The following is a 21098-nucleotide window of genomic DNA, read 5'->3' on the forward strand; positions in this document are numbered from 1 at the left end:
TCCCATACAGGCCAGCGACGGTTCGCCGCCGCACAACAGGCCGGACAGATGGCAGCATCCGACTACGTGTCAAAACTCCCGGATTCACTCTTGCGCTGAAGGGGGCGTCCACAGATGGGAAGCGGACGTCGCGCACCCGACCGCAAACCCTTGGAGTAGGCCACTGGTAGAACCGGGGTAGCCTTGCTTGATGCCCAGATTAAACTCCAGGTTCCTGATTGGGAGGGCAGCAATGAATTTTGTGACGCTTAAGTTGGCTTTGGCGCTTTATGCCTTCGGGCCGATTGCGGATCATCCCACCTCGACGACCGGTGCAATGCTGGAAGCTGGTGGTCCAGAGACAGCCGCTGCGGTTACGAACCAGGAGCGCTGGGTCTATTTCGCAGCGAACGGAGGCGGGTTCGGATGGCGGGAACCGCCGGCAGGGTCGATTCCCTCGACCATTGAAGTCATCAGCCGTACCAGCGCCCCGATTCAAATCGCGGGGCGAGAGGCGCGCTGGTCCTACTATACCGTTAGGCTGAACTGCGCGGCGCAGACGACAACGGTCACCAGTCATGTGATCACGACTGAGGTTGGCGAGCACATCGCCAACGTCCCTGAAGGACCTAAGCCCATCAGCAGTGATACGCCGCCACAGGCCGCCGGGATGGTGATCTGCAACCGCGCGGCGCTCCCCGGCTCTCAGATCTCGACCAGTAGGGAGTCCATGCTGGCTGCATTGCGAGGGCGCACAGCGTCGGCACCTCTCCCTACCTCTCCCGTCGCCTCACTTTCGACAGCTCCAAGCGCGCCGCGAACGGTTTGGGAGGAGCAATACATGAGCCCGCTTGAGCCCCTCTATCTTCTTGCTCCAGACGCACCGAATGCCGCGTTCTACCGCAGCCTTTCGAGGCCAGCAGAGGGCGGTCGTCATGAGATGTGGGTAGTTGCTGTCCTGCGCGGGGTCGCGAACGGTCCTGCCGGCGCTTTCGATCTCGGGGCTAGCCTCTATTCGATAGACTGCACCGCCCGGACCACACAGGTCCTGCGTGGCCGCGTCTATCGCGACATGGCCGCGATGCGAGACACGCCTATCGAGCCAGTCGTGCCTCTGCAGCCGGGCACGGTGAGCCATCAGATGATCATCCAAGTCTGCGACGGCGTCCCGCTCCCGCCATTCGCCGGTAGCCTGTCTCAAGTCCGCCGCGCTGTACCGCTGGGCTGAAGTCCAGGAACAGCCGCTAAGACTCGCGATCAGTCATTGCCTGCCAGGCTGAAAGCTCACATTCGATCCCTCGCCCGACATCGGACCCGTTCAACGTCTGCAAGCGGTCGAAAGCGGACACGGACTCCCGGTTCAGAACCAGACACCCCGGCTTCGACCGGCGAGCAGACGTTCCGAATGTCCTCAAGAATGTTTTGAACACCGCTGAAGATCGCGTGCGTGGTGGCGGTCGACCGCAGCATGGTTCGAATCGGACGCCGTCTCGGACAGACGAGCGATGTCGCTCGAGCCGCGTAGGGAAGGAGAAAGGAAGGGCTGTGGCGGTTGCTCCGATCGGGAGCGCTGGAGACCTGCCATGCCGTCCGAACGCCGATCCGCCCTGGCTCTCGTGCCGACCAACCCACACCCTGGCACACCGTTGGAGACCGAGCGCGACACCACACTTCTTGCGCTTGTCCTGTCGTGTGGCCGGCGCGCCGATGACCCGGCCGCGATCGCCCTCGTCGAACGCTTCGGTGACCTTGGCACGATCCTGAACGCGGAAGCCGGCGAGCTTCAGCGGACTGGGGTCGCCCCGCAGGTCGTCCAGCAGCTGGAGCAGCTGCGCACACTCTTCACCCGCGCCATACGGGAAGAGGCCTGCAGGCGCCCGGTGATTTCATCCTGGAGCCAATTGCTTGCCTACGTCCGGACGGCGCTCGCCCATCAGCCCCGCGAGCAATTCAGGGCGCTTTACCTGGACAGACGCAACTGCCTGATCCGGGAAGAATGGGTGGCCGACGGCAGCGTCGATCACGCGCCAGTCTATCCCCGTGAGGTGGTTCGCAGGGCGCTGGAGCTCAACGCCTCTTCGATGATCCTGGTCCACAATCATCCATCAGGTGATCCATCTCCCTCGACCGCCGACATCGAGATGACCCGCAAGGTCATCGATGCCGCGCGGGTCTTCAACATCGTTGTCCACGACCACGTGATTGTCGGGCGGGAGGGCACGGCCAGTTTCAAGTCAATGGGGCTAATCTGAGCCATGGGGGACCTGCGTGCGATCGTGGAGGCCCTTGGCGGCGAGATATGGGCGGCCGGGCAGCGGGCGACGGTTCGCGCGCCCGGCCATAGCGAGCACGACCGGTCTGTCTCCCTGCTGCTGTCGGGCGACAGGCTCATCATTCACGCCTTCGGCTCGACGGACTGGCGCGAAATCAGCCTGCATCTTCGCGACCTGGGACTCATCGACTGCTCGGGCCGGGTCATCGGTTCCGGATCAGGCGCGCTGGCGACGCGGACGTCTTCGCTGCGGCCCGACGGGTTACGACGCCTGTCGGCGGCGCGGGCGCTCTGGGATGAAGCCGGCCCACTGACGCCGGCCAGCGCATCCTTCCGGCATCTGGTCTCGCGGGTCGGTTGCGTGGGTGGGATGACGCCGGACGCTCTGCGCCATCATCCGGGAGCGCCCGTGTCCGTCTTCGGAGACTCGACGCGGTGCCGTCCGGCGCTCGTCGCCCGGGTCTGTGGCGCGCGTGGTGAGCTGACGGCCGTCGAGATCGTCTACCTGCGCCTCAACGGCCACGTGGCCCAGGATCTTCGGCTCCCTCGCAAGACCGTGGGCCTGCTTCCCGCAGCATCCGCCGTACGGCTCCATCACGCCGGACATCGACTTCTGGTCGGCGAAGGGGTGATGACGACCCTTTCGGCATCGCGGCGATTCGGACTGCCGGGCTGGGCGCTCCTGTCCGCGCGCAACCTGGCGACGTGGTCCGCCCCGACCACGGTCCGTCATGTCGTGATCGCTGCGGATCGGGGGGCAGCCGGGGAAACCGCGGCGGGCGTGCTGCAGGATCGATTGCTGTCGCAGGGTGTCAGCGCCGAGATTGCCCTTCCGCCGCCAGGTTACGGCGACTGGAATGATGTGGCCGTGGCGGAGCGGAGTGAGGAGGAAGGGCGGTGAGGGATGCCGGCGGGTGTGGGGATAGGCCCCATGGCCGGTGGGAACCTCACCATGACCAGAAAAGCCAGGGCGCGCCGCCCGGATCATCAGACGACCGATCCGGGCGCCCGCGCCACGTCCTCGACGGGGCGGCGAGAGATCATCGCCCGTCTGGGCGACCTCGATATCGCGCCGGAAAACCTGCGCGCCGGCGAGCCCGCCGACGACCAGGTTCCGCAGCTGGCCGCAACGATCAAGGCGGCGGGGCTGTTGCAGTGGCCGACGGCCCGTCCCGGCCGGAAAGGCGAAGCGCCCTGGATGCTGCTCGACGGGCGACGCCGCCTGCTGGCGCTACGCCTGCTTCGCGATGCCGGCGACATCGCCGACGACCATCAGGTCCGGATCTTCGTCGAGACGGATCGGGCGCGGCAGGCGGCGGCGGCCGTGCTGACCAACACCGCGGCACCGGTCCATCTCGCCGACGTCATCGCCGCTATCGGCCGCATGCTCAAGGCCAGGCTGGGCATTTCCGAGATTTCCGCCGCGCTCGGCTATGCAGAGATCGAGATCCGGCGGCTGGCAGCGCTGTCGGCGCTCCCGGCCCAGGCGCTGGAGGCGCTGAAGATCGGCCGGCTCACGCTGAAACAGGCGAAACTGCTGGCGCGCCTGACCAATCGCAAGGAGCAGAAGGAACTCGCCGAGGCGGCCCTGGAGGGGCACGGGTTCCAGGAATGGCGGCTGCACGAAAGTCTCGACCAAGACCGGGTCACGGCCAATGATCCGCGCTGTCGCCTTGTCGAACCCGAGCGCTACGCCGCTTTGGGCGGCCGGCTTGAGCCAGACCTGTTCGGCGAGCGACCGCCCGTCCTGCTCGATCCCGAGGTGCTGACTCGCGCCTGGATCGAACGCGTCCGGCCCGTGGCCGAAACGTTCGAGGCGCTGGGGTTCGCCGTCCACGTGTCGGCTGGGGAAGCGCCGGAATGTCCGGAAGGCCTGGAGGCTGTGGGCTGGAGCTACGGAGCCGGTCTTTCCGCCGAGCAGGCGCTCGCCTGGCGCGAGGCGCGCGAGGTCCACAGCAGGACGGTTGACGAGGTCGGTGATGCCCCGACGTCAGACGACGTGTTTGGACAGCTCGAGGCACTGATCAGGGCCCGCGTCGCACGCGACCAGGCTGCGATCGGCGGCCGCGTGGTCACTGTCCTCGTGCTGACACCGTCGAGCCGGACCGGGGTCGACGTCGAATGCTGGACGCCCATCGAACCGGAGATCGCCGCGGAGGACGATGACGAAGGCGAGCCTGAGCCGGTCAGGCATTTCAGCCGCCCGCCGATGCGATCTCCGGTCCTGCCGGTGCCGAGGCCGGACGTGGAGGGCGTCGGGCACGCCCTCCACGCCCTGCGGACCGAGGTGGCGACGCGGGCCCTTGCCCGTGCGCTGGCCGACCGTCCCGACATCGCCATGACCGCCATGCTCGCGCGGTTGTTCACCAGCCTGGTACTCGGCATGCACCGGTCGCCCGAGGACGGCGTGCTTGGCATGGTCCTCAAGCCGTTCCAGCCGGTCGGCGGTCGCATGATCGAAGCGCTCGATGGCGCGGTCCACGCACGCCTGGAGGAACGGCGGCTCGCCTGGGATGCCTCCGGGCTGACGGTCGCCGCCTGGATCCATGGGCTGGACGCTGAGGATCGCGCGCGGCTGCTCGCCGAGCTCGTGGCGGTGACCGTCGATGTCCGCGAGGCGCGCACCACCAGTCTCAGGACTCCGGCGCGCGCTGCGGCGGCGGAGCTCGCCGTCCTGTGCGGGGCAGACATCACGGAGCACTGGACGCCGGACGCGACCTTCCTGCAGGCGCACGGCAAGACGGAGCTGGTCGGGATGCTGTCCGCGATGGGCTCGCCCGATCCCTCGGCGACCAAGCTCAGGAAGAGCGAGCTTGTGACCAGGGTTGAGGCCGAGGCCGCCCGGAAGCGTTGGGCCCCAGAGGGGCTCGACTGGTCGTCGCTGCTCGCCGACGACGGTCCGGACGCCGACCCGGAGGCGGACGTGGATGGAGGCGTCAGCGGGTCTTCCGCCGCAGATGGGACCGACGACGGGGCGGGCGTGTTCGTGGTGACGCCGGCCGGCGAGGCCGAGCTTCAGCGGTCGCGGGCCTGACCGAGGGGACGGAGCCGGGCGCGGCGAAGGCCGCGTCCGGACGTTCGGGAGGAAGGGAGGGGGGAGGGTGAGGCGTGACGGGAAGAAGGGTCTTCCGGCGACCTCCTGACCAAGGAGACTGACAATGCAGACCATGGTGTTCACGGGACGGCTGGCGGCCGCGCCACAGATCAGCGCCGATTTCGACAAGGCGGTGTTCCGTCTGCTCGAGAAGCGGGGGACTGACCTCGGCGGCAAGGACCGCCTCGTCGGCGTCAACTGCATCAGCTGGGCGAAGGGCCTGAACGAGAAGGTCATCGCACGGGGTATGGCGCAGGGCGGCGAGGTGGTCGTCACCGGGGCCTTTGTCGACAACGGCTACACCGCCGCCGACGGCACGGAGCGTATGGCCAAGGAGCTGGTGGTCGACCGGCTGACGGTGCTCGACTGGGTCGAGCAGGCCGAGATCCAGCCGCAGGCCGAAAGCGTGGAGCAGGCCAGGCCGACGCGGAAGGCCAGGGCCGCCTGACGGCGGCGATCCCCCATCATCATTTGCAAGGAGACTGAACATGCAGACCCTCACCCTCGACGGCTTCCTCGTGGCCGCGCCTTCCATCCTCTCGGCCCAGGGAAGCGGCCGAAAGCGCGCCACCTTCCGCGTGCTCGAGACCACCCGCTTCCGCCGGGCCGATGGTACGGCGGGTGAACGCACCACGGGCTTCAACTGCGTCTGCTTCAACGAGGCGACGACCGAGAAATACATCGAGCCCTTTGCGAAGAAGGGCACGCGGGTGGTCATCCAGGGCCATGTCGAGAACGACACCTGGACCGGGAAGGACGGCGTCGAGCACTACGACCTGCGCCTGGTGGTCGGCGACATCCGCCTCAAGAACCGGCGCGACGCGGCGGACGGGTCCGGAGACGGCCAGACGGTGAACGAGCCGCCGGCACAATACGACACCGCCGACGACATCCCTTTCTAGGCGAACAGGACGACAGCCCGAGGAGGCCCGGTGCGGAAGCGCCGGGCCTTTTCCGTGTCGGAGGGAGGAGGAAGGGCGGTCCCCGGGTGGACCGATCGGGTTCGATGGGAGACCGGCGATGACCACGGTGAAATGGACGACGGAAAGGGTCGAGACGATGAGGACACTCTGGCTGGAGGGCGTGAGCGCCGAGGCGATCGCCAGGCGCATTGGACCCGGCGTGACGCGAAGCGCCGTGCTGGGCAAGCTGCACAGGCTCGGGATCGTGCGGACGCAGTCGGTGAGACCGAAGACCGCGCGGCCGAAACGGACGATGGCACATGCGGTGCGAAAGACACCGAAGGGGGTCGTCAGGCCGACCGGCCCGGTGCTTCGGGCACAGGTTACGTCTGCCGCGAAGATTGGCGCAGAGGTGGTGCCGCTGGCGACCCTCGGGTCGGTGCGCCGTGGTCAATGCCGGTGGCCCATCGGCGATCCCGGCCATGGCGGCCTGCCCGTTTGCGGACGGGCCATCAGCCGCGGTGCCTATTGCGACTCCCATGCGGCGATCGGCTATCAGAAACGTCGGCTGACCAGTCTGTTCGCCCTGGCAGTTTTGCGGGAAGGCTGACGCCTTCATGCGGCGTCTATCGATCGTGGGCGGCGGCGAGGCCGCCGGTCTGGGCGTCCCGAGGATGTCCGGCAGTCCGATCGGCGCGCGGCGCCGAGTGGCGTGACCGACCGAAGGGGTCGGTCACATACCCCCACACAACGCCCTCCGATTTCGTCACGTCACCCCGGAAGTCAACGGCTGCGCCGTTCCCCTCCACGGCCCGCAAGAGGCGGGCCGTTTCGGTGACTGCCGGGGCCCCGACGTGGCGAAGATCGGGGTCGTTGCGCATGGGGCGCTTTCGACATTTCACATCAGGAAATGGTTCGATGCAAAACTCAGCTTCTTCTTCTTCGCCTCACCCTCACGCCTTCGCCGAGAGCTTTTCGGCCTTCACCGACGGAGCCTGCGAGCTTCCACCGCAGGACGCTCTGGTCCACCTGGGACGAGCGCTCATGACCGAGCTGCTGGACGCGGTCACGGACACGGCGCTGGAGGACGTTCAGACGATCCTGGCCGAGGCGCTGATCGGAGCCTTCCATTCGGCAGCGGGACGGATCGAGCGGGATGCGGACAAGGCCCGGGACAGGATGCGCGTCCTGGACCGGGACTTCGACGGGTCGGAAGCGGCCGATGTCGAACTGCAGGAGGCAACCGCAAGAGCGCGCTCGGGCGACGCAGCCATGCAGGCCGTGGAGATGATCCGGGAAGCGGCGTCCGAGACCTGGACGGTGGCTTCGGGAGAGGTTTGGACGGCGTGGCGGGGGAGCCGGCGAGGTACCTTCCTCAGCGCAGCACAGATCGAGGCCAGGCTGGCGATCCGGGCGATCAGGGAAGAGCGTACCGGGAGCAGTCATCCGGGCGGTCCGGTCGTCGCCTTCAGAGGCGCGCCGACAGCCGACAGTCCGGAAGATGCGGGCCGGATATTCGATGCACTCAACTGGGCGCTGAAGGCGTGGCCGGACATGGCCCTGGCGACGACCGGGGCCAAGGGAGCGGAGAAGCTGGCGATCAAATGGTCCCGGCAGAAGGGGGTCAAGCTGGTGCTCGCGCGAGCGGACTTCGACACCCATGGAAAGGCGGCTCCCTTCCGGGCCAACGATGAACTGCTGGCGCTTGAGCCGACCTGCTGCCTCACCCTGGTTAAGTCACTGGATGCGACACGGGCGGGGCACGATCGGCCGTTCGGACCGGCGATGAACCTGGGGCAGAAGGCGGTCGAGGCCGGGCTTCGGCACCTACCGATCCGGGCGAGAGCTGCCTGATCCAGAGACGTGCGAAAGCGACCCGCTCGGCTTCGGCCGGGCGGGTTTTTTCATGTCGAACGGAAACGGCTGGCCCCGGACGATCGAGGCTGAGGCGATGTCGGCGGATGTTTGCGGAGGTAGGCGACGTGTGGCGGAAGGCAGCGGGAAATCTCGAAAAGGGGTGGGAGGGCAAGATAAAAGAGGGTTCTGGCGATGCTGCTTTTTTCTTATCCTTCCCGAGGCTTGACTGGCCAGTGAGGGCCAGTGCCCGACTTGTCCTGACTTGGCGTGTTTCCAGGCCAGGGACTGATCTCTGGGGAGAGGGGATGTGCTTGTCCGCGATGCAATCCACGACCGGATGCCTGGTGGCGAGGTGGCCGATCCGGAAGGGCTGAACCTTCGTCTGCCACAGTCGCTCAAGCGCGACCGGATCCCGGTACGGAACGGATTGCTGAGGCGTCTGGCGAGCTCGCGAAACTTCGCCCTCGGCGATCGCGCCGGGGTTTTGCGCGCAGCCCAGAACCGGTCAGGACGTGTGTTCCGCCTGGACGTCCGGCAGCGTGTGATCGTCAAGGCTCTGGTCTGCAGACACGGCGGCAAAGGATCTGCTGGTGCCGGTGCGCTGGCCAAACACCTCGCCTATCTCGGGCGGAGCGGAGCGGGTGTCGAGGGCGCGCGGCCTGAGTATTTCAACGGGCGGGCGGAGGCTCTGGAGCCGGCTGAGGAGACCCGCGGTTGGCGCCGAGATCGACACCACTTCCGCTTCATCATCTCACCCGAACATGGGGATCGCATCGCTGATCTCAGGGGCTTCACGCGGGAGGTGATGAGCCGCGTGGGGGCGGACCTCAGCGAACCCGAGCTGAGATGGGTTGGTGTCTGCCATTTCGACACCGATCAGCCGCATGCTCACGTCATCGTTCGCGGCAAACGCAGCGATGGTCGCGACCTGGTCATCCCCCGCGATTACATCGGCTACGGGTTCCGCGCGCGGGCTCAGGAGGTTGCCCAGGAGCGGCTTGGAGATCTGTCCCGGATCGACGCGGAGAAAAGGGTCTGGAAGGAAACGGAGGCGAACCGCTTCACGGGGTTCGACAGACGCTTGCTCGCTGCCGTGGACGCGGACGGCCTGGTGACGGACGGGGTCGGCGGTCACGACGCGTGGGCGGCTCTGACGCGTGGGCGGCTACGTCATCTGGAAGCGCTGGGCGTGGCCGAACGCGTGGGGAAGCGGTTCAGGCTGGATCCTGATCTGGAAATGAAGCTTCGAACGCTTCAGGCGAGAGGCGACATCATCAGGACGCTGAACCAGCGCAGGCTGGAGGCGGGGCGTAGCGTCCAGCTTGTGGGTAATGGGGCTGTTCGTGGTGCCGTGGTGAAGGCCGGGCATCACGATGAGATGGGGGCTTCACCATGGGTCATGGTGCGGGATCAGACCGGTGCGGAGCATTTCGCGCGGCTCCGCGCGGGTAGCGTTTTGCCGGGCATGGGCTCCGTGGTCCTGCTGACGCTGCAGCAGAACGGGTTGGCTCAGATATCCGTGGGGCGGGGGCAGGACATGAGCAGATGATCCTTGGCGCCTGTGGAATCGCTACTAAGATTTTCGCGACAGCATAGCGGCAGCGTCTGTTTTCAGGACCGATGCAATACGCTCAACCACTTTCAGAGTGGGATTTCGCCGGCCTCGCTCAAGCTCGCCTACGTAGCTGTACGACAGCCCGACTTCGAGTGCGAGGGCCTCCAGAGTGAGACCCCTGGCGAGCCTAACTCTCCGAAGATTTGCTGCAAAGTTTGCCGCGAGGCCCATGTCAGCAGACGCACTGACCAAGCCGATTTGGACCAGTTACTATAGTGACTTAACGACGGGCTGATGCCTTTTCGTCAGGTTGTGCCGCTAGCTGTTGGGCGACTTCGCGCACCATCTGATCCGCTTCGACACCCAGTGCATCAGCCACGGCGAAGATAACCCGAAGTGAGGGGTTTCTTTTGCCAAGCTCCATAGAGTCGAAATAGCTGTAAGACAGCCCGGCGTCGTGGGCCAGTGCTTCGATCGACACTCCTTTGGCCACGCGTTCACGCCGAACAACCGCGCCATAAATTTTCTTCAAGTCCATCGCGATAGGCGCATGGAAATGGCCATCGCAGACCAGTCACTATAGTAACTAATGGCTGTTCCATGTAGGCTTTGCAGTCCACTGATTTGTTTAGAAGGCAGGACAGCCGGCGTGACTGACAGCCTGGAGGGAACGAGCGAGGAGCGTCGGGTCTGGCTTGACCAGCTGCACCGACGCTACGCTGTCTGGCTGCGCAAGTGCCTGGTTCGGCGCTACGGCGCCCAGGAAGCCGAAGACTTCATCCAGGACACCTGGCTGCGCGTGTCCCGTCTGTCCGAGACGGGCAAAATGAGAGCGCCGAAGGCGTATCTGTTGAAGGTGGCGTCCAACGTCGCGCTTCAGTCGCGGATCGGCCGCGGTCGCCTGGAGGACAGGGGGGAGCATGAGGTCGATCTGGCGGCCTGGGGCGTCGAGGAATCAAGCCAGGACGAGACTCTGCTGGCCCGCCAGATCGTGATGAGCTTACCGCAACCCCTGCGCGATGTTTTTGTGCTAAACAGGGTTGGTGGTCTGTCCAATGCGCAGATCGCGGAGCAGCTGGGCATCAGCCCGAAAACGGTTGAATGGCGGATGACAAAGGCCCTGGCATATTGCGCCGCCCAGCTTCGGTCCTAGCGGTGGTGGCGTCATGACGAGCCCGACCAGACGGGTGACGACCGCGGAGGTCGAGGCGGCCGCCTGGCACAAGCGGCTCGGCGAACCGCGCGTGAGCGCGGAGACCGTCGAAGCCTTTTTCGAATGGCGCAAGGTGGCCGAGAACGCGGACGCCTATCGCAGGGTCGAGCAGGTCTGGGCGTCCACCGCGTCGCTGGCGAGCGATCCGGTCCTGGCGGATGAGGTGAATGCCGTCCTGTCGCGCACCGGCAAGCGCACGGGCGCGCCACGGCGAGTAATCCTGGGTCTCGGCGTTCTGGCCACCATGACGCTGGTGGCAGCTGGCGGCTGGGTCTGGCTGGACGGACGCAGTGTCTACGCCACGGCGATTGGCGAGCAGCGCTCGGTGCAGCTGGCGGACGGATCATCGGTGCGGCTGGACACCGACACACGTGTGCGGGTCAGATTCTCCGGAAGCAGGCGCCTGATCGAGCTCGAGCGGGGGCAGGCCCTGTTCGACGTGCAGCATGATGCCGGGCGACCCTTTGTGGTCGAGGCCGGGCAGACGCAGGTGACCGCCCTGGGGACGCTGTTCGACGTCCGGCGCAGGGGCGACAGCACAGAGGTCACCCTCGTGTCAGGCGCCGTCGATGTTGTGAGGGCGGGGGAGGGGCAGCGCGCCCGACTCGATCCCGGACAGCGCCTGCTGGCCGGGAAGGGCCCGCTCAGGGTCTCGGGTGTCGACGTCGCGGCGGCGACGAGCTGGGCCGAGGGACGGATGGTCTTTCGGAACACGGCCCTGGTGGACGCGGTCGCGGAAGTGAACCGGTATCTGACCGACCCCGTCATTCTGGACGCACCCGGTCTGGAGCGGGAGGCGGTCAATGGCATCTTCAGGACGGGCGACAGGGACGCGTTCGTGCTCGCGGCTTCGGAGACGCTTGGGTTGCAGGTCTCGGAAGGTCGCGATGGCGCGGTCCGTCTGTCGGCCGAGAAATAATTGAGCACGGGCTCCGGGGTTAGAGGCCGGTTTGGCGATCTACCCTTTGACGCAGGTTCGCGTCGGGAGGGGTCTGCCAAATGAAACGCCTGAATCTGCTGACCTGCAGCGCACTGATTGTCTGCGTCGCCGCTGCGAGCTCGAATGCCTGCGCGCAGGAGGCGCGGCAGTTCGACATTGCCCCCGGGCCTCTGGGCGATGCGCTGAATGTGTATGCCGCGCAATCCGACCAGCAGATCTTCTTTTTGAGTTCGCTGGTCGCGGGTCTTCGTACCGATGGACTGCGGGGGCGGTACGCTCCGTCGGACGCCCTCGACCGGTTGCTGGCAGGGTCGGGGCTGACGTGGGGTGAACGACGCCCTGGCGTCATCGTGCTCCGGCGGATCGAGCTCGCGTCAGACCAGCCGATCACCGAACTGGACGAGGTGGTGGTGACCGGTACGCTGCTCCGGTCGGCGGGGGACATCGCCTCGCCGGTGATCAGGCTGGACCGGGATGCGCTCGATCGACGGGGCCTGGGCAGTGTTGCCGAGGTGCTGGTGGATATCCCGCAGAACTATGCGGGGTCGGCCACGCCGCTGGTGCAGGCGGCGGCGACCGATACGGGGGCCTCCAACAATGTCTACGCCACGGGCGTGAACCTGCGCGGTCTGGGGCCGGCCTCGACCCTCACCCTGGTGAACGGGCGGCGGTTCGCGGGCACGGGATCGCGGGCAGAGTTCGCCGACATCTCGGCGCTGCCCTCGTCGGCTGTGGAGCGGGTCGATGTGCTTCTGGACGGAGCCTCCGCCCTTTACGGCGCGGATGCCATCGCGGGCGTGGTCAATGTGATCATGCGCCGGCGCTTCGACGGTCAGGAAAGCCGCGTACGGGTGTCTGCGGCAGAGGGAGGTGCGGAATCGGTCACGGCCTCACATCTGATGGGGCAGAGCTGGGCGACAGGGGCGGCCTATCTGTCCTACGAATACCAGACGTCGAACGGACTGAGCTCCCTGGACCGGCCCTATACGGCGGACGGCGACCTGCGTCCCTACGGTGGGACCGACCGCAGGGTGTTCTATTCGGCACCCGGAAACATCGTGTCGTTCGATGCGGCCACGGCCAGCTATGTCTCGCTTTTTGCGATCCGGCCAAACCCGAGCGGCACGGCACAGACCGCCGCAGACTTCGTGGCCGGGGCGGCGAACCTCCAGTCGATCAACCAGCAGTCCGACCTTCTGCCCTCGGTCGAGCGGCACAGCCTCTATGGCCGGTTTACCCAGTCGATCGGCGACAATCTCGAGCTGACGGCCGACGTCCGCTACAACAACCGCACCAGCGAGATCGCGGCGTTCAACAATGCCGGCGTCTTCAACGTCACGCGCGCCAACCCCTTCTTCGTCTCGCCGACCGGGGCCGCCTCGCACACCATCGGCTATTCCTTCGTGCCGGAGCTGGGACCGGCACGCAGCTATGCGGGCTCCGACAGTCTCGGCGTGACCCTGGGCGCGACCTATGATCTGCCCGCACAGTGGTTGCTGGAAGGCTATGTCACGGGGGCAGAGGAACGAGCGGACTTCGGCAATGGCAACCGGGTCAACACCCGGTTTCTCGCCGAGGCGCTCGGCAACATCCCCGACGATCCCAACACGCCCTACCGCGCGGCGGTCGATGGCTATTTCAATCTCTTCGGCGACGGTACGGCCAACGGTCGGGCCGTTCTGGACTTCATTCGCCAGGGACGCAGCGAGGCCCACAACCGCAGCCGGGCGACCTCGGCCAATCTTCTGGCCCAGGGTCCGCTGTGGACGCTGCCGGGCGGCGACATCGCTCTGGCGGTCGGCGCACAGGCCCGCAGGGAGAGCTTCGAGACACGCGGACTGAGCTTCCTGAGCGCAGCGACGCCCTTGCGCTTCGTGACGCCGGAACGCGAGCGGTCGATCGGCGCGGTGTTTGCGGAGGCGCGGATCCCGATTGTGGGGCCGGACAATGCGCGACCGGGTCTCCGCTCGCTGGAGGTGTCGATCGCGGGCCGGTACGAGGACTACAGCGACTTCGGGACGACGACCAACCCCAAGTTCGGTGTGATCTGGTCGCCCCTGGAGGGGTTGGGTGTCCGGGCCAGCTGGGGCACGTCCTTCCGGGCGGGAGCCCTGCCGCAACTGTTCGATTCCGCCGGGGCATCCGCCGCCTTCCTCAATCGTGCCGACGGAAGTCGGGCCCTGTCCCTCTTCCTGATCGGCGGCAATCCGGATCTCAGGCCTGAAACCTCGGAGACGCTGACCGTCGGCGTCGATTACAGGCGGGGCAGGGGAGCGGCCTTCAGCCTCAACTATTTCGACACGCGGTTCGAGGACCGGATCGCCCAGCCGGTCAACGCCAATATCAATGGCGCGCTGACGGATCCCACCCTGACCGATTTCGTGAGGTTCATCAGCCCGGCGACCAATCCGGCCGATCTGGCCCTGGTGCAGGGCTATTCGACCCTTCCGGGGTTCTCCAGCCTCTATCCACTCAATACCTATGCGGCCATCGTGGACATCCGTTTCGTCAACGCCGGCAGTGTGCGGGTGAGGGGGCTGGACGCCTCGGGGAGCTACACCGTCCCGGCTGGCAGCGGACGTCTGACCCTGGACGGGTCGGCGTCCTACATTCTCGATTACGACACGCGGGCCACACCGACCGCGCCCGTCGTCCCGGTGGTCGGACTGATCGGCTATCCCGCCCGGCTGAGGGCACGCGCAGGCGCGCGCTGGGCGCAGGGTGACTTCGATGCAGCCGTTCATCTGACCCATGTCGACGACTACAGGGATCGACTGGGGGCTGTGATCGACGCGTGGAACACGGTCGACGCCCAGTTCAACCTGTCGCTCGACCGGATCGCGGCTCCCGGCCTGAGGGTGACGTTGGGCGTCGAGAACCTCTTCGACGAGGATCCGCCCTTCTATGATGGACCGGGGGGCTACGGGTTCGATCCCGGACAGGCGAGCCTTCTCGGCCGCGTCGTCTCGCTTCAACTCACCCGGCGCTGGTGAGGCCCAGTCATGCTGAGAATGATGAGGCCCCTGCTCGGGGCCATGGCCGCCTGCGCCTGCCTGCTGACCACTGAAGCCCTCGCGCAGGAGGTGCCTTCGAGACGCGCCCTGACGGTTCAGGACATCGTCGAGCTGGAGTCCTTCGGTCGGGCCACGATCTCGCCGGACGGGCGATGGGCGGTCTATGAAAAGCGTGGACCGTACAACACCGCCACACGCTTCGATTTCGGGGTACGGGCCGCCTGGACCATCATGGAACTTTGGCTCGTCGACCTGGAGGCTCCGGAGCGGTCGCCGGAACGCCTGCTCGAGAATGAGGGCCTGGGGCTCCAGCGCCTGTCCTGGTCTCCGGACAGCCGGCGTCTCCTGATCACGCGACTGCAGGGTAACCGTCTGGAAGCCGGCATTGTCGCCCTGGCCGACCGGTCGGTCTGGTGGACCGGCCTGACCCCGGAGATGCCGAGAACCGGGGCGACGGCGGAATGGCGGTCGGACGATGAACTTGTGATCAGCATCCGGCCGGACGGAAGCCTTCCCGAACTTCTGGCCTATGACAGCGGCTTTCAGGAGGAGATGTCCGAGGCCTGGCGTCGCTCCGCTGCGGGGCGTGAAGCGTCCCGGACCGTGATCGAGGCCGCGGACGGACGGGCGACCCCTGAACGCTCGAGGTCCGTCGGTGCCCTGGTCCTGCTGAATGTGACGGACCGCAGCCGCCGGGACCTGATCGAGGGCGAGGTCGTCGATTTCGCGCTGTCCCCCGACAAGGCCGCGGTCGCGACGATCCTGGCCGAAGAGATCGCGCCTATCAGACCCGAGCGCATCGTCTATGTGGAGAGCGCCCGGCGCCAGAGGCTGTCGCTGGTCCATGTGCCGGACGGCCGTGTCTTGCGGCCGATGCCGGGTCGGGACGTTGGCGAACATCTCCTGCGTTGGTCATCGACATCACGGGAAATCCTCGTCTGGATGCGTGAGGACAATGCCGACTGGGACCAGGGCGGTCTTTACCGTGTGGGTTTTGACGGGGCGGAGCAGGTGGCCCTCCCGGGTGTGTCGACGGGGACGATCGAACAGGTGGTCAATGGCGTCCGCGCCGACTGGATCGGCGACACGCCTCTGGTTTACGCCCGACCTTCGGATGGCGGCCGGTTCGACTGGTATCTCTTATCGGAGGGTGCGCCTCCGCTGAACCTGACACACGCGCTGACAACACCCCCGGTCCGGTTTTTCTCGGCAGGAGAGACCGCGCTCCGGTTCTTCGCGGACGGCGCGCTCTGGGCAGCTGAAGCGACCGGTCCGCGGCGACTGACGCCGGCCGACGTGACGGTCCAGGCGGCCGTATCGGCCGATCCGGAAATCGTGCGCAGGCTATCGGTTGACGCGCCGCGTCGCGACTGGACGGCGGCGACCGTATCGACCGGGGAAAGTGTCATCATCGATGAGGACGGCGGCATGGTGCGGCAAGGGCCCCTGGTCGGGGGCAGGCCGCCGCGTGTGCTGGCGGTGTCTCCGGAGGCAATGCTGGTGCTGGAGCGAGCAGGGATGCAGGAGACGCTTACCCTTCGGACCGGGGACCGCGCCGTGGCGCTCGATGCCGTCAATCGCGGCAAGCGGGACGTGAAACTCGTGGAGCCGGTGGCCATCGATCACCGGGGCGTCGATGGAACACAGACCCGCAGCTGGCTCTGGCTGCCGCCAGGCGAGGAGGCGGGCGAGGTTAAGGGCGTCATCGTCGACGTTTATCCGGGCGGGACCGATAGCCTGGTCTGGTGGGATCCGCTGACGATGACCTATGCGGTGCGGCCCGGCGTCCTGGCTGCCGGCGGCTATGCGGTGCTTAGCGCTTCCATTCCCAGCAACCTGGAGCCGGCGGTGAGGGGAGAGACCTACAGCCGGGCGGCGGATCTGGCGGTGGATGCCGCCCTGTCTGCGCATCCGGAATTGCCTGCCGACCGGCTTGCTCTGTTCGGACACAGCTTCGGCGGATACGCAGTGATGGAGATTGCCACCCGTTCGACCCGCTACCAGTCGGTCATCGCATCGGCTGGCATCTATGACTGGATGGGATCCTGGAGCGAGTTCAACGCGCCAACCCGGAACCTGACCCAGTACGGATTGCGCGACCGACAACCCCAGGGTTTTGTAGAGCAGGGGCAAGGCCGCTTCGGCGCGCCGCCCTGGGCAGCAACGGAGGCCTATCTGGCTTCCAGCCCCTGGCTGCGGGCCGAGGACGTCACGGCCCCCGTGCTTCTGCTGACTGCAGACCTGGATTTCGTGCCGATGCGGCAGGCCGAGGCGATGTTCAGCGCCCTCTACCGCGAAGGCAAGCAGGTGAAGTTGATCACCTACTGGGGTGAAAAACACCACGTCTGGTCACCAGCGAACATCCTCGACAAGTATCGGCAGATCTTTGGCTGGCTCGACACGACCTTGTCAGAGCCTGGCGATGTCACGCAGCCAGCCTCTTTTCCCATGAGCGGACCCAGGACTCGAACGCCGCCGCCACCATGATGGTGGAATATCTACCGTGCCAGACCAGGGCCTCGCGCGTCAGCCCGGCTTCGGCCTCGGCGCGGTCGATCACGCCCAGGGCGGCGAGCCGGCCCTCAAGCAGCCAGGGGCGAAGCACGTCCAGTCCTTCGAGAATCATGCGGCCATAGATCTTCGTCATGTCGCCTTTTGAACGGCGATCGACGATCTCGGGTGGCAGTCGGTCCGCAAAGGTCAGGCGTGCCAGTCCTCTTTCCCGCCCACCGGTCGTCAGGACCGACGTCGGCAGGGCAAGACAGGCTTCGATCACCGGCTGGGCGCAGAGCGGGTTGCGCAGATCGACCGTACGGCTGAGGGCGGAAGGTCCGTGCCGGGCGACATTGTCAGCCAGGCTTGCGATATGCATGGCCTTGGCCGGTCCGAAGGCGTCCCAACCCCGGGTCCAGGGGTGCAACGGCGACGGACCTGGCAGCGGCGGCAGCATCGGATGGGATCGCCGCGGGCACGTTGTTCCCGTCCTGGCATGGTCGCGGGCACGTGCGATCAGGGTCCAGAGCGACACCTCGTTGGAGGCCGCCAGCTCGAACGTGTCGGCCGAGGTCAGGGCCTCGCGCCTGCTGCGCCGCCAGACGTCGATGAAGACGTCGCTGGTGGCCCTGTTGAACAGGACCGAGTCGCCGCCCTTGCCGGTGAACAGTGAGTTGACCCCGGCCTTGCCGAGACGGTCTGCCCAGTCGAGATCGTGAGGAAGGTCCATGGCATTCAGGCCCGGCCTGAAGTCCGGAGACAGGCCCTCGAGCCAGGCCGTCGTCATCGGGGCTGTCGCATGCGGAACGGAGGTCGGCTTGATCGACAGCTTGCGGGCGAGGGCGTCTACATAGGTCCGCTCGTCGGATTCCGGCGTCGGACCAAAGGCGTTGAGCCAGAGCGACGGCCTGGCTCCAGCGTGCACCAGACTGGCGGCGATGATGCTTGAATCCAGGCCTCCGGAGACTTCCGCGGCGCTCCGGCCGGGAAGGCCCGCGAGCCCCCTGACCGTCTCGTCGAGCGCTGATCTCACGGTGGCTGCAGCTTCCTGAACGGAGGGCTCAGGCCCGAGGCTTCGTCGCGCGTGCTCGATCGGGCTCCAGAGGACTTCGGCCTGCTGGTCCAGCGGAAGCGGCTGAAGCGTGGATGGCTCCAGGGCGGTGGGGCCGACGAGCATCAGCCGTCCCGTGGCGGGGATCGGATCGCGCAAGGCCGCCGCCACCCGGTCGGGTTCGATCCGCCATCCCGGGCGCAAGCGGTGGATCAGCCAGTCCTGCACTGACGAACAGACGATGGTCAGATCGTCCTGCTCCCAGGCTACACATTCCAGGGCACCGGAGGGATCGCGCAGGATCGCCCGCAGGCTGTGGTCGGCATGAAACTGGATGCCGACATAGCGCCCCCAGAGCCGGGACATGAGCTTGCGTTCGTAGGCGAGGGGATCGCCGGTCGGGACAGTCGGGATGGTCGGACGCCAGCGATCAAAGACATCGCCGATCAGGATCCAGTCGGCGACCCTTAGAGTCCGTGGGGGATGCGGGCCGCGCACGGCGAGCCAGGTGTGGATGTTGAGATCCATCAAGGCGAAACCTTCTCCCGCCGCGCGGTCGCGAAGGTCGTTCCGAAGCGCGACCTGATCCTTCTGGCCCGGGCCACGGCCGACGATCAGGAACTCGCCCATCTCAAACCCGCATGATCGGGGTGAAGCGGGACACGCGTGACAGACGGTCGCCGACGACCAGATCCCCGATCTGGAGCCAGCAGTGGGCTGCGAATGGCCAGGTCGCCACACCGAAGATCCAGTCGGTGGCGACGCCCTGCGCTGCCAGATGGGCCCGGAGCAGGAAGCTCCGCTGCAGGCATTCGCCTTCGAACGGGATCCATGGGCGGGCGACCCTTGCCGCGCCGACCAATTCTCCGAGGCGCGCCTCGCTGACGGCGTCAGGATCGCTAAGACGATGCCGGAAGGTGACGAGCGAGAGGAGCGATCGTCCCCTGAATCTGAGGGTGGCCGTCAAGAGGCTGATGGCCGCACGGAGGACGTCTCTTCCTGCCGGGGCAGGGTCCGATTGGAGTTCGCGACGTGCTGCGACAGGTCTCGGGTTTCGGGAGAGCGGCTGGGCCGCAGTCGCTATCCTGCCTGCGATGAGCTCCGCAGCGATATCGGCGTCGACGATATGGAGCGCGCCATTGTCATCCAGCCGGATGCGGTCGCCGGCATCCAGCAGGCCGTCATACCGGTCCGCGGCCAGGTTCAGTACGATCACGTCGTCATCGACACAGGCGAGGAAGACGCCTTCAGCCGGCCAGAGTTGCTTGGACATGGTGGCTCGCTTTCGGGACCGGTGGGTTCGTCCACGATCTGCGGGCGACCGGCGGTTCACCGTCGGCCGCCCGCAGGCCGCTCAGCCCGCCGCAGGCCAGAGGCTGTCGGCGATGTGGACTTCGTTGTAGCGGGTGCCCATCCCGTCGCGGGTCAGGGCCTTGGCGCTGCCGAAGCTGATGTGCAGAAGCAGGGTCTTCATCTCGGTCTCCTCATCTGGTGTGCCACCCAGTGTGGCAGCCCGAGGTGACGCTCCGGTCGCCCGGCATGAAAGCTATATCTGGAGTATAGTTTTTGCGTTCTGAGGAGGGTTTCGGGCGTGCCTTCGGGCGTCGGCAGGCCGGATCGGGATCTGCGATGAATACTCGCAACCTCGCGGATGACAGGCTCTTTCCGGGCGAATTCGATACGGCGACCGGCAAGTGACAGCGCGGTGGCCGCACAATAGGCGCTGGCCTGACGGGTGGCGCGTCGGCACGACGCGGCGGATGATATTGCAGTCTTTAGGGGGGACAGACTGTGGGCGGCCGGATGCCGACCGCCCACGGTCGTCGCTCAGCCAGCCGGCGGGAACAGGCTGTCCTGGATCTTGACCTCGGTATAGGGGCCGGTGAGGCCGTCCCGGGTCAGGGCCTTGGCGCTGCCAAAGCTGACGCGGATCAAGGTTGTCGTTTTCATCTCAGTCTCCTTTGCTGATGGCCACGGATGTGGCGGTCCGACGGAGCGCCCGATGGGGGCGGCAGAAAAGCTATATCTGACCAATATCCGGCTTCACCGTCCCGGTGTGGGGCGACGGATGTTCAGGTTTGTCCGACCCCGGGCGAGCCATTCCGCAGAGGGATCTGTCGCTAGAACCTGCGCCGCGAGGGCGTCGAACGGCTTGGTGATGGCGCTGATCAAGTCGCGCGTCTCGAGCTCGGCGATCCGGTCGCCGAGCGACTCTTCCAGGTTCTGGACCGCCACCATGAGGATGGTCGCCAGATTGTTGTTCGCCGCGTTCAGCGCAAAACGGGGCGCACCGATCATGACGGCGATAAGCAGGGCATAGGGATCGCTGGAGGTGGCCTTTGCGAAGCGATGGATGTGGTCGAGGTTGAGACGGTTGAGCCCGCCCTCGAACCGCTGATAGGTCCGCAGGGCGATATGCATCTTCCGGGCGACCTCACGGCTCGAAAGGCCGGTGGACTTCCGAACGAGTTTGACAGCGGCCGAAAGCAACTGACTGTCGCGTATGTTGTCCGACGCACGCCCTGGCATCTGCAACGCCCTCCGGTGCTGATCGTGCTGCGCGAAACGCGGCTGATCAAGGCGCAACCGGACGATGCAGGCCTGGCGGCAGATTTTACGACATAAAGTGGCGCGGTTCGACGCGGTTTGTGGCGTGGGCCGCGTCGATTTTCGGCGTCGGGCCCACGAATCGACGGGTTGTGCTGGCGCGTCTCAACGTCCTGCTGAA

At 66.4% G+C, this 21098-nt stretch carries 20 protein-coding genes; 14 read left to right on the forward strand and 6 right to left on the reverse strand.

The genetic code is table 11. The features are described 5' to 3' along the window. Positions 1-232 precede the first annotated feature (232 nt). The 9 genes from WC585_RS16640 (at position 233) to WC585_RS16680 (ending at position 9653) form a co-directional block, all read left to right on the forward strand. Positions 233-1207 (forward strand): hypothetical protein, encoded by a 975-nt coding sequence (locus tag WC585_RS16640; protein ID WP_373259085.1) that lies wholly within the window; start codon positions 233-235, stop codon positions 1205-1207. Positions 1208-1625: 418 nt separating this feature from the next. Continuing rightward, positions 1626-2231, forward strand: a complete 606-nt coding sequence (gene radC / locus WC585_RS16645) for a DNA repair protein RadC (protein WP_373259087.1) — start codon at positions 1626-1628, stop codon at positions 2229-2231. A gap of 3 nt (positions 2232-2234) precedes the next feature. Beyond that, positions 2235-3152: a toprim domain-containing protein gene (locus WC585_RS16650; RefSeq protein WP_373259089.1), complete on the forward strand. Its 918-nt coding sequence runs from the start codon at positions 2235-2237 to the stop codon at positions 3150-3152. A 51-nt stretch (positions 3153-3203) separates the two neighbouring features. Beyond that, positions 3204-5285 carry a ParB N-terminal domain-containing protein gene (locus tag WC585_RS16655; protein WP_373259091.1) on the forward strand — a complete coding sequence of 694 codons (2082 nt, stop codon included), beginning with the start codon at positions 3204-3206 and terminating at the stop codon, positions 5283-5285. A gap of 124 nt (positions 5286-5409) precedes the next feature. Then, a complete protein-coding gene (locus WC585_RS16660) occupies positions 5410-5793 on the forward strand; it encodes a hypothetical protein (RefSeq protein ID WP_373259093.1) in 384 nt (127 codons plus the stop codon). A 40-nt stretch (positions 5794-5833) separates the two neighbouring features. Further along, complete coding sequence (locus WC585_RS16665; protein WP_373259095.1) at positions 5834-6247, forward strand: single-stranded DNA-binding protein; 414 nt, start codon at positions 5834-5836, stop codon at positions 6245-6247. Between the two features lie 118 nt (positions 6248-6365). Continuing rightward, on the forward strand, positions 6366-6857 hold the full coding sequence (locus tag WC585_RS16670; protein ID WP_373259096.1) for a GcrA family cell cycle regulator: 492 nt from the start codon (positions 6366-6368) through the stop codon (positions 6855-6857). Between the two features lie 434 nt (positions 6858-7291). Continuing rightward, positions 7292-8101, forward strand: a complete 810-nt coding sequence (locus WC585_RS16675) for a DUF2493 domain-containing protein (RefSeq protein ID WP_373259098.1) — start codon at positions 7292-7294, stop codon at positions 8099-8101. Between the two features lie 310 nt (positions 8102-8411). After that, complete coding sequence (locus WC585_RS16680) at positions 8412-9653, forward strand: DUF3363 domain-containing protein (RefSeq protein ID WP_373259099.1); 1242 nt, start codon at positions 8412-8414, stop codon at positions 9651-9653. Positions 9654-9677: 24 nt separating this feature from the next. Here WC585_RS16680 and WC585_RS16685 read toward each other — a convergent pair whose 3' ends face one another. After that, entirely contained in the window at positions 9678-9890 is a 213-nt protein-coding gene (locus WC585_RS16685) for a helix-turn-helix domain-containing protein (protein WP_373259100.1), read from the reverse strand. A gap of 49 nt (positions 9891-9939) precedes the next feature. Then, complete coding sequence (locus WC585_RS16690; RefSeq protein ID WP_373259102.1) at positions 9940-10197, reverse strand: helix-turn-helix domain-containing protein; 258 nt, start codon at positions 10195-10197, stop codon at positions 9940-9942. A gap of 111 nt (positions 10198-10308) precedes the next feature. On the opposite strand from WC585_RS16690, the gene WC585_RS16695 reads away from it, so the two are divergent. The 4 genes from WC585_RS16695 to WC585_RS16710 all read left to right on the forward strand — a co-directional run bounded on the left by WC585_RS16695 (position 10309) and on the right by WC585_RS16710 (position 17313). Beyond that, positions 10309-10812 (forward strand): RNA polymerase sigma factor, encoded by a 504-nt coding sequence (locus tag WC585_RS16695; protein WP_373259103.1) that lies wholly within the window; start codon positions 10309-10311, stop codon positions 10810-10812. 13 nt (positions 10813-10825) lie between these two features. Beyond that, positions 10826-11791: a FecR domain-containing protein gene (locus WC585_RS16700; RefSeq protein WP_373259105.1), complete on the forward strand. Its 966-nt coding sequence runs from the start codon at positions 10826-10828 to the stop codon at positions 11789-11791. Positions 11792-11871: 80 nt separating this feature from the next. Then, entirely contained in the window at positions 11872-14805 is a 2934-nt protein-coding gene (locus WC585_RS16705) for a TonB-dependent receptor domain-containing protein (protein WP_373259107.1), read from the forward strand. Positions 14806-14823: 18 nt separating this feature from the next. Further along, positions 14824-17313 (forward strand): prolyl oligopeptidase family serine peptidase, encoded by a 2490-nt coding sequence (locus tag WC585_RS16710; protein ID WP_373259108.1) that lies wholly within the window; start codon positions 14824-14826, stop codon positions 17311-17313. On the opposite strand, the gene WC585_RS16715 is transcribed toward WC585_RS16710, so the two are convergent. From WC585_RS16715 to WC585_RS16730, 4 genes are all read right to left on the reverse strand, one after another. Next, complete coding sequence (locus WC585_RS16715; protein WP_373259109.1) at positions 17252-19000, reverse strand: asparagine synthase-related protein; 1749 nt, start codon at positions 18998-19000, stop codon at positions 17252-17254. The two genes, WC585_RS16710 and WC585_RS16715, sit on opposite strands and share 62 nt — an antisense overlap. A 1-nt stretch (position 19001) precedes the next feature. Next, on the reverse strand, positions 19002-19643 hold the full coding sequence (locus WC585_RS16720) for a lasso peptide biosynthesis B2 protein (protein WP_373259110.1): 642 nt from the start codon (positions 19641-19643) through the stop codon (positions 19002-19004). A gap of 554 nt (positions 19644-20197) precedes the next feature. After that, positions 20198-20320, reverse strand: a complete 123-nt coding sequence (locus tag WC585_RS16725; RefSeq protein ID WP_373259112.1) for a hypothetical protein — start codon at positions 20318-20320, stop codon at positions 20198-20200. Between the two features lie 93 nt (positions 20321-20413). Next, entirely contained in the window at positions 20414-20791 is a 378-nt protein-coding gene (locus WC585_RS16730) for a hypothetical protein (RefSeq protein ID WP_373259113.1), read from the reverse strand. Here WC585_RS16730 and WC585_RS16735 point away from each other — a divergent pair. Then, complete coding sequence (locus WC585_RS16735; protein ID WP_373259115.1) at positions 20786-20995, forward strand: hypothetical protein; 210 nt, start codon at positions 20786-20788, stop codon at positions 20993-20995. The two genes, WC585_RS16730 and WC585_RS16735, sit on opposite strands and share 6 nt — an antisense overlap. Positions 20996-21098 lie beyond the last annotated feature (103 nt).

This window comes from Brevundimonas sp., from assembly GCF_041648055.1.
Lineage (GTDB): Bacteria > Pseudomonadota > Alphaproteobacteria > Caulobacterales > Caulobacteraceae > Brevundimonas.

What these genes read in the sequence shown, in the direction of transcription:
- WC585_RS16640 (WP_373259085.1), top strand. Translation starts at nt 233, where the DNA reads ATGAATTTTGTGACGCTTAAGTTGGCTTTGGCGCTTTATGCCTTCGGG.
- WC585_RS16650 (WP_373259089.1), top strand. Translation starts at nt 2,235, where the DNA reads ATGGGGGACCTGCGTGCGATCGTGGAGGCCCTTGGCGGCGAGATATGG.
- WC585_RS16655 (WP_373259091.1), top strand. Translation starts at nt 3,204, where the DNA reads ATGACCAGAAAAGCCAGGGCGCGCCGCCCGGATCATCAGACGACCGAT.
- WC585_RS16660 (WP_373259093.1), top strand. Translation starts at nt 5,410, where the DNA reads ATGCAGACCATGGTGTTCACGGGACGGCTGGCGGCCGCGCCACAGATC.
- WC585_RS16665 (WP_373259095.1), top strand. Translation starts at nt 5,834, where the DNA reads ATGCAGACCCTCACCCTCGACGGCTTCCTCGTGGCCGCGCCTTCCATC.
- WC585_RS16670 (WP_373259096.1), top strand. Translation starts at nt 6,366, where the DNA reads ATGACCACGGTGAAATGGACGACGGAAAGGGTCGAGACGATGAGGACA.
- WC585_RS16675 (WP_373259098.1), top strand. Translation starts at nt 7,292, where the DNA reads ATGACCGAGCTGCTGGACGCGGTCACGGACACGGCGCTGGAGGACGTT.
- WC585_RS16685 (WP_373259100.1), bottom strand. Translation starts at nt 9,890, where the DNA reads ATGGGCCTCGCGGCAAACTTTGCAGCAAATCTTCGGAGAGTTAGGCTC.
- WC585_RS16690 (WP_373259102.1), bottom strand. Translation starts at nt 10,197, where the DNA reads ATGGACTTGAAGAAAATTTATGGCGCGGTTGTTCGGCGTGAACGCGTG.
- WC585_RS16700 (WP_373259105.1), top strand. Translation starts at nt 10,826, where the DNA reads ATGACGAGCCCGACCAGACGGGTGACGACCGCGGAGGTCGAGGCGGCC.
- WC585_RS16705 (WP_373259107.1), top strand. Translation starts at nt 11,872, where the DNA reads ATGAAACGCCTGAATCTGCTGACCTGCAGCGCACTGATTGTCTGCGTC.
- WC585_RS16710 (WP_373259108.1), top strand. Translation starts at nt 14,824, where the DNA reads ATGATGAGGCCCCTGCTCGGGGCCATGGCCGCCTGCGCCTGCCTGCTG.
- WC585_RS16715 (WP_373259109.1), bottom strand. Translation starts at nt 19,000, where the DNA reads ATGGGCGAGTTCCTGATCGTCGGCCGTGGCCCGGGCCAGAAGGATCAG.
- WC585_RS16720 (WP_373259110.1), bottom strand. Translation starts at nt 19,643, where the DNA reads ATGTCCAAGCAACTCTGGCCGGCTGAAGGCGTCTTCCTCGCCTGTGTC.
- WC585_RS16725 (WP_373259112.1), bottom strand. Translation starts at nt 20,320, where the DNA reads ATGAAAACGACAACCTTGATCCGCGTCAGCTTTGGCAGCGCCAAGGCC.
- WC585_RS16735 (WP_373259115.1), top strand. Translation starts at nt 20,786, where the DNA reads ATGCATCTTCCGGGCGACCTCACGGCTCGAAAGGCCGGTGGACTTCCG.
- WC585_RS16730 (WP_373259113.1), bottom strand. Translation starts at nt 20,791, where the DNA reads ATGCATATCGCCCTGCGGACCTATCAGCGGTTCGAGGGCGGGCTCAAC.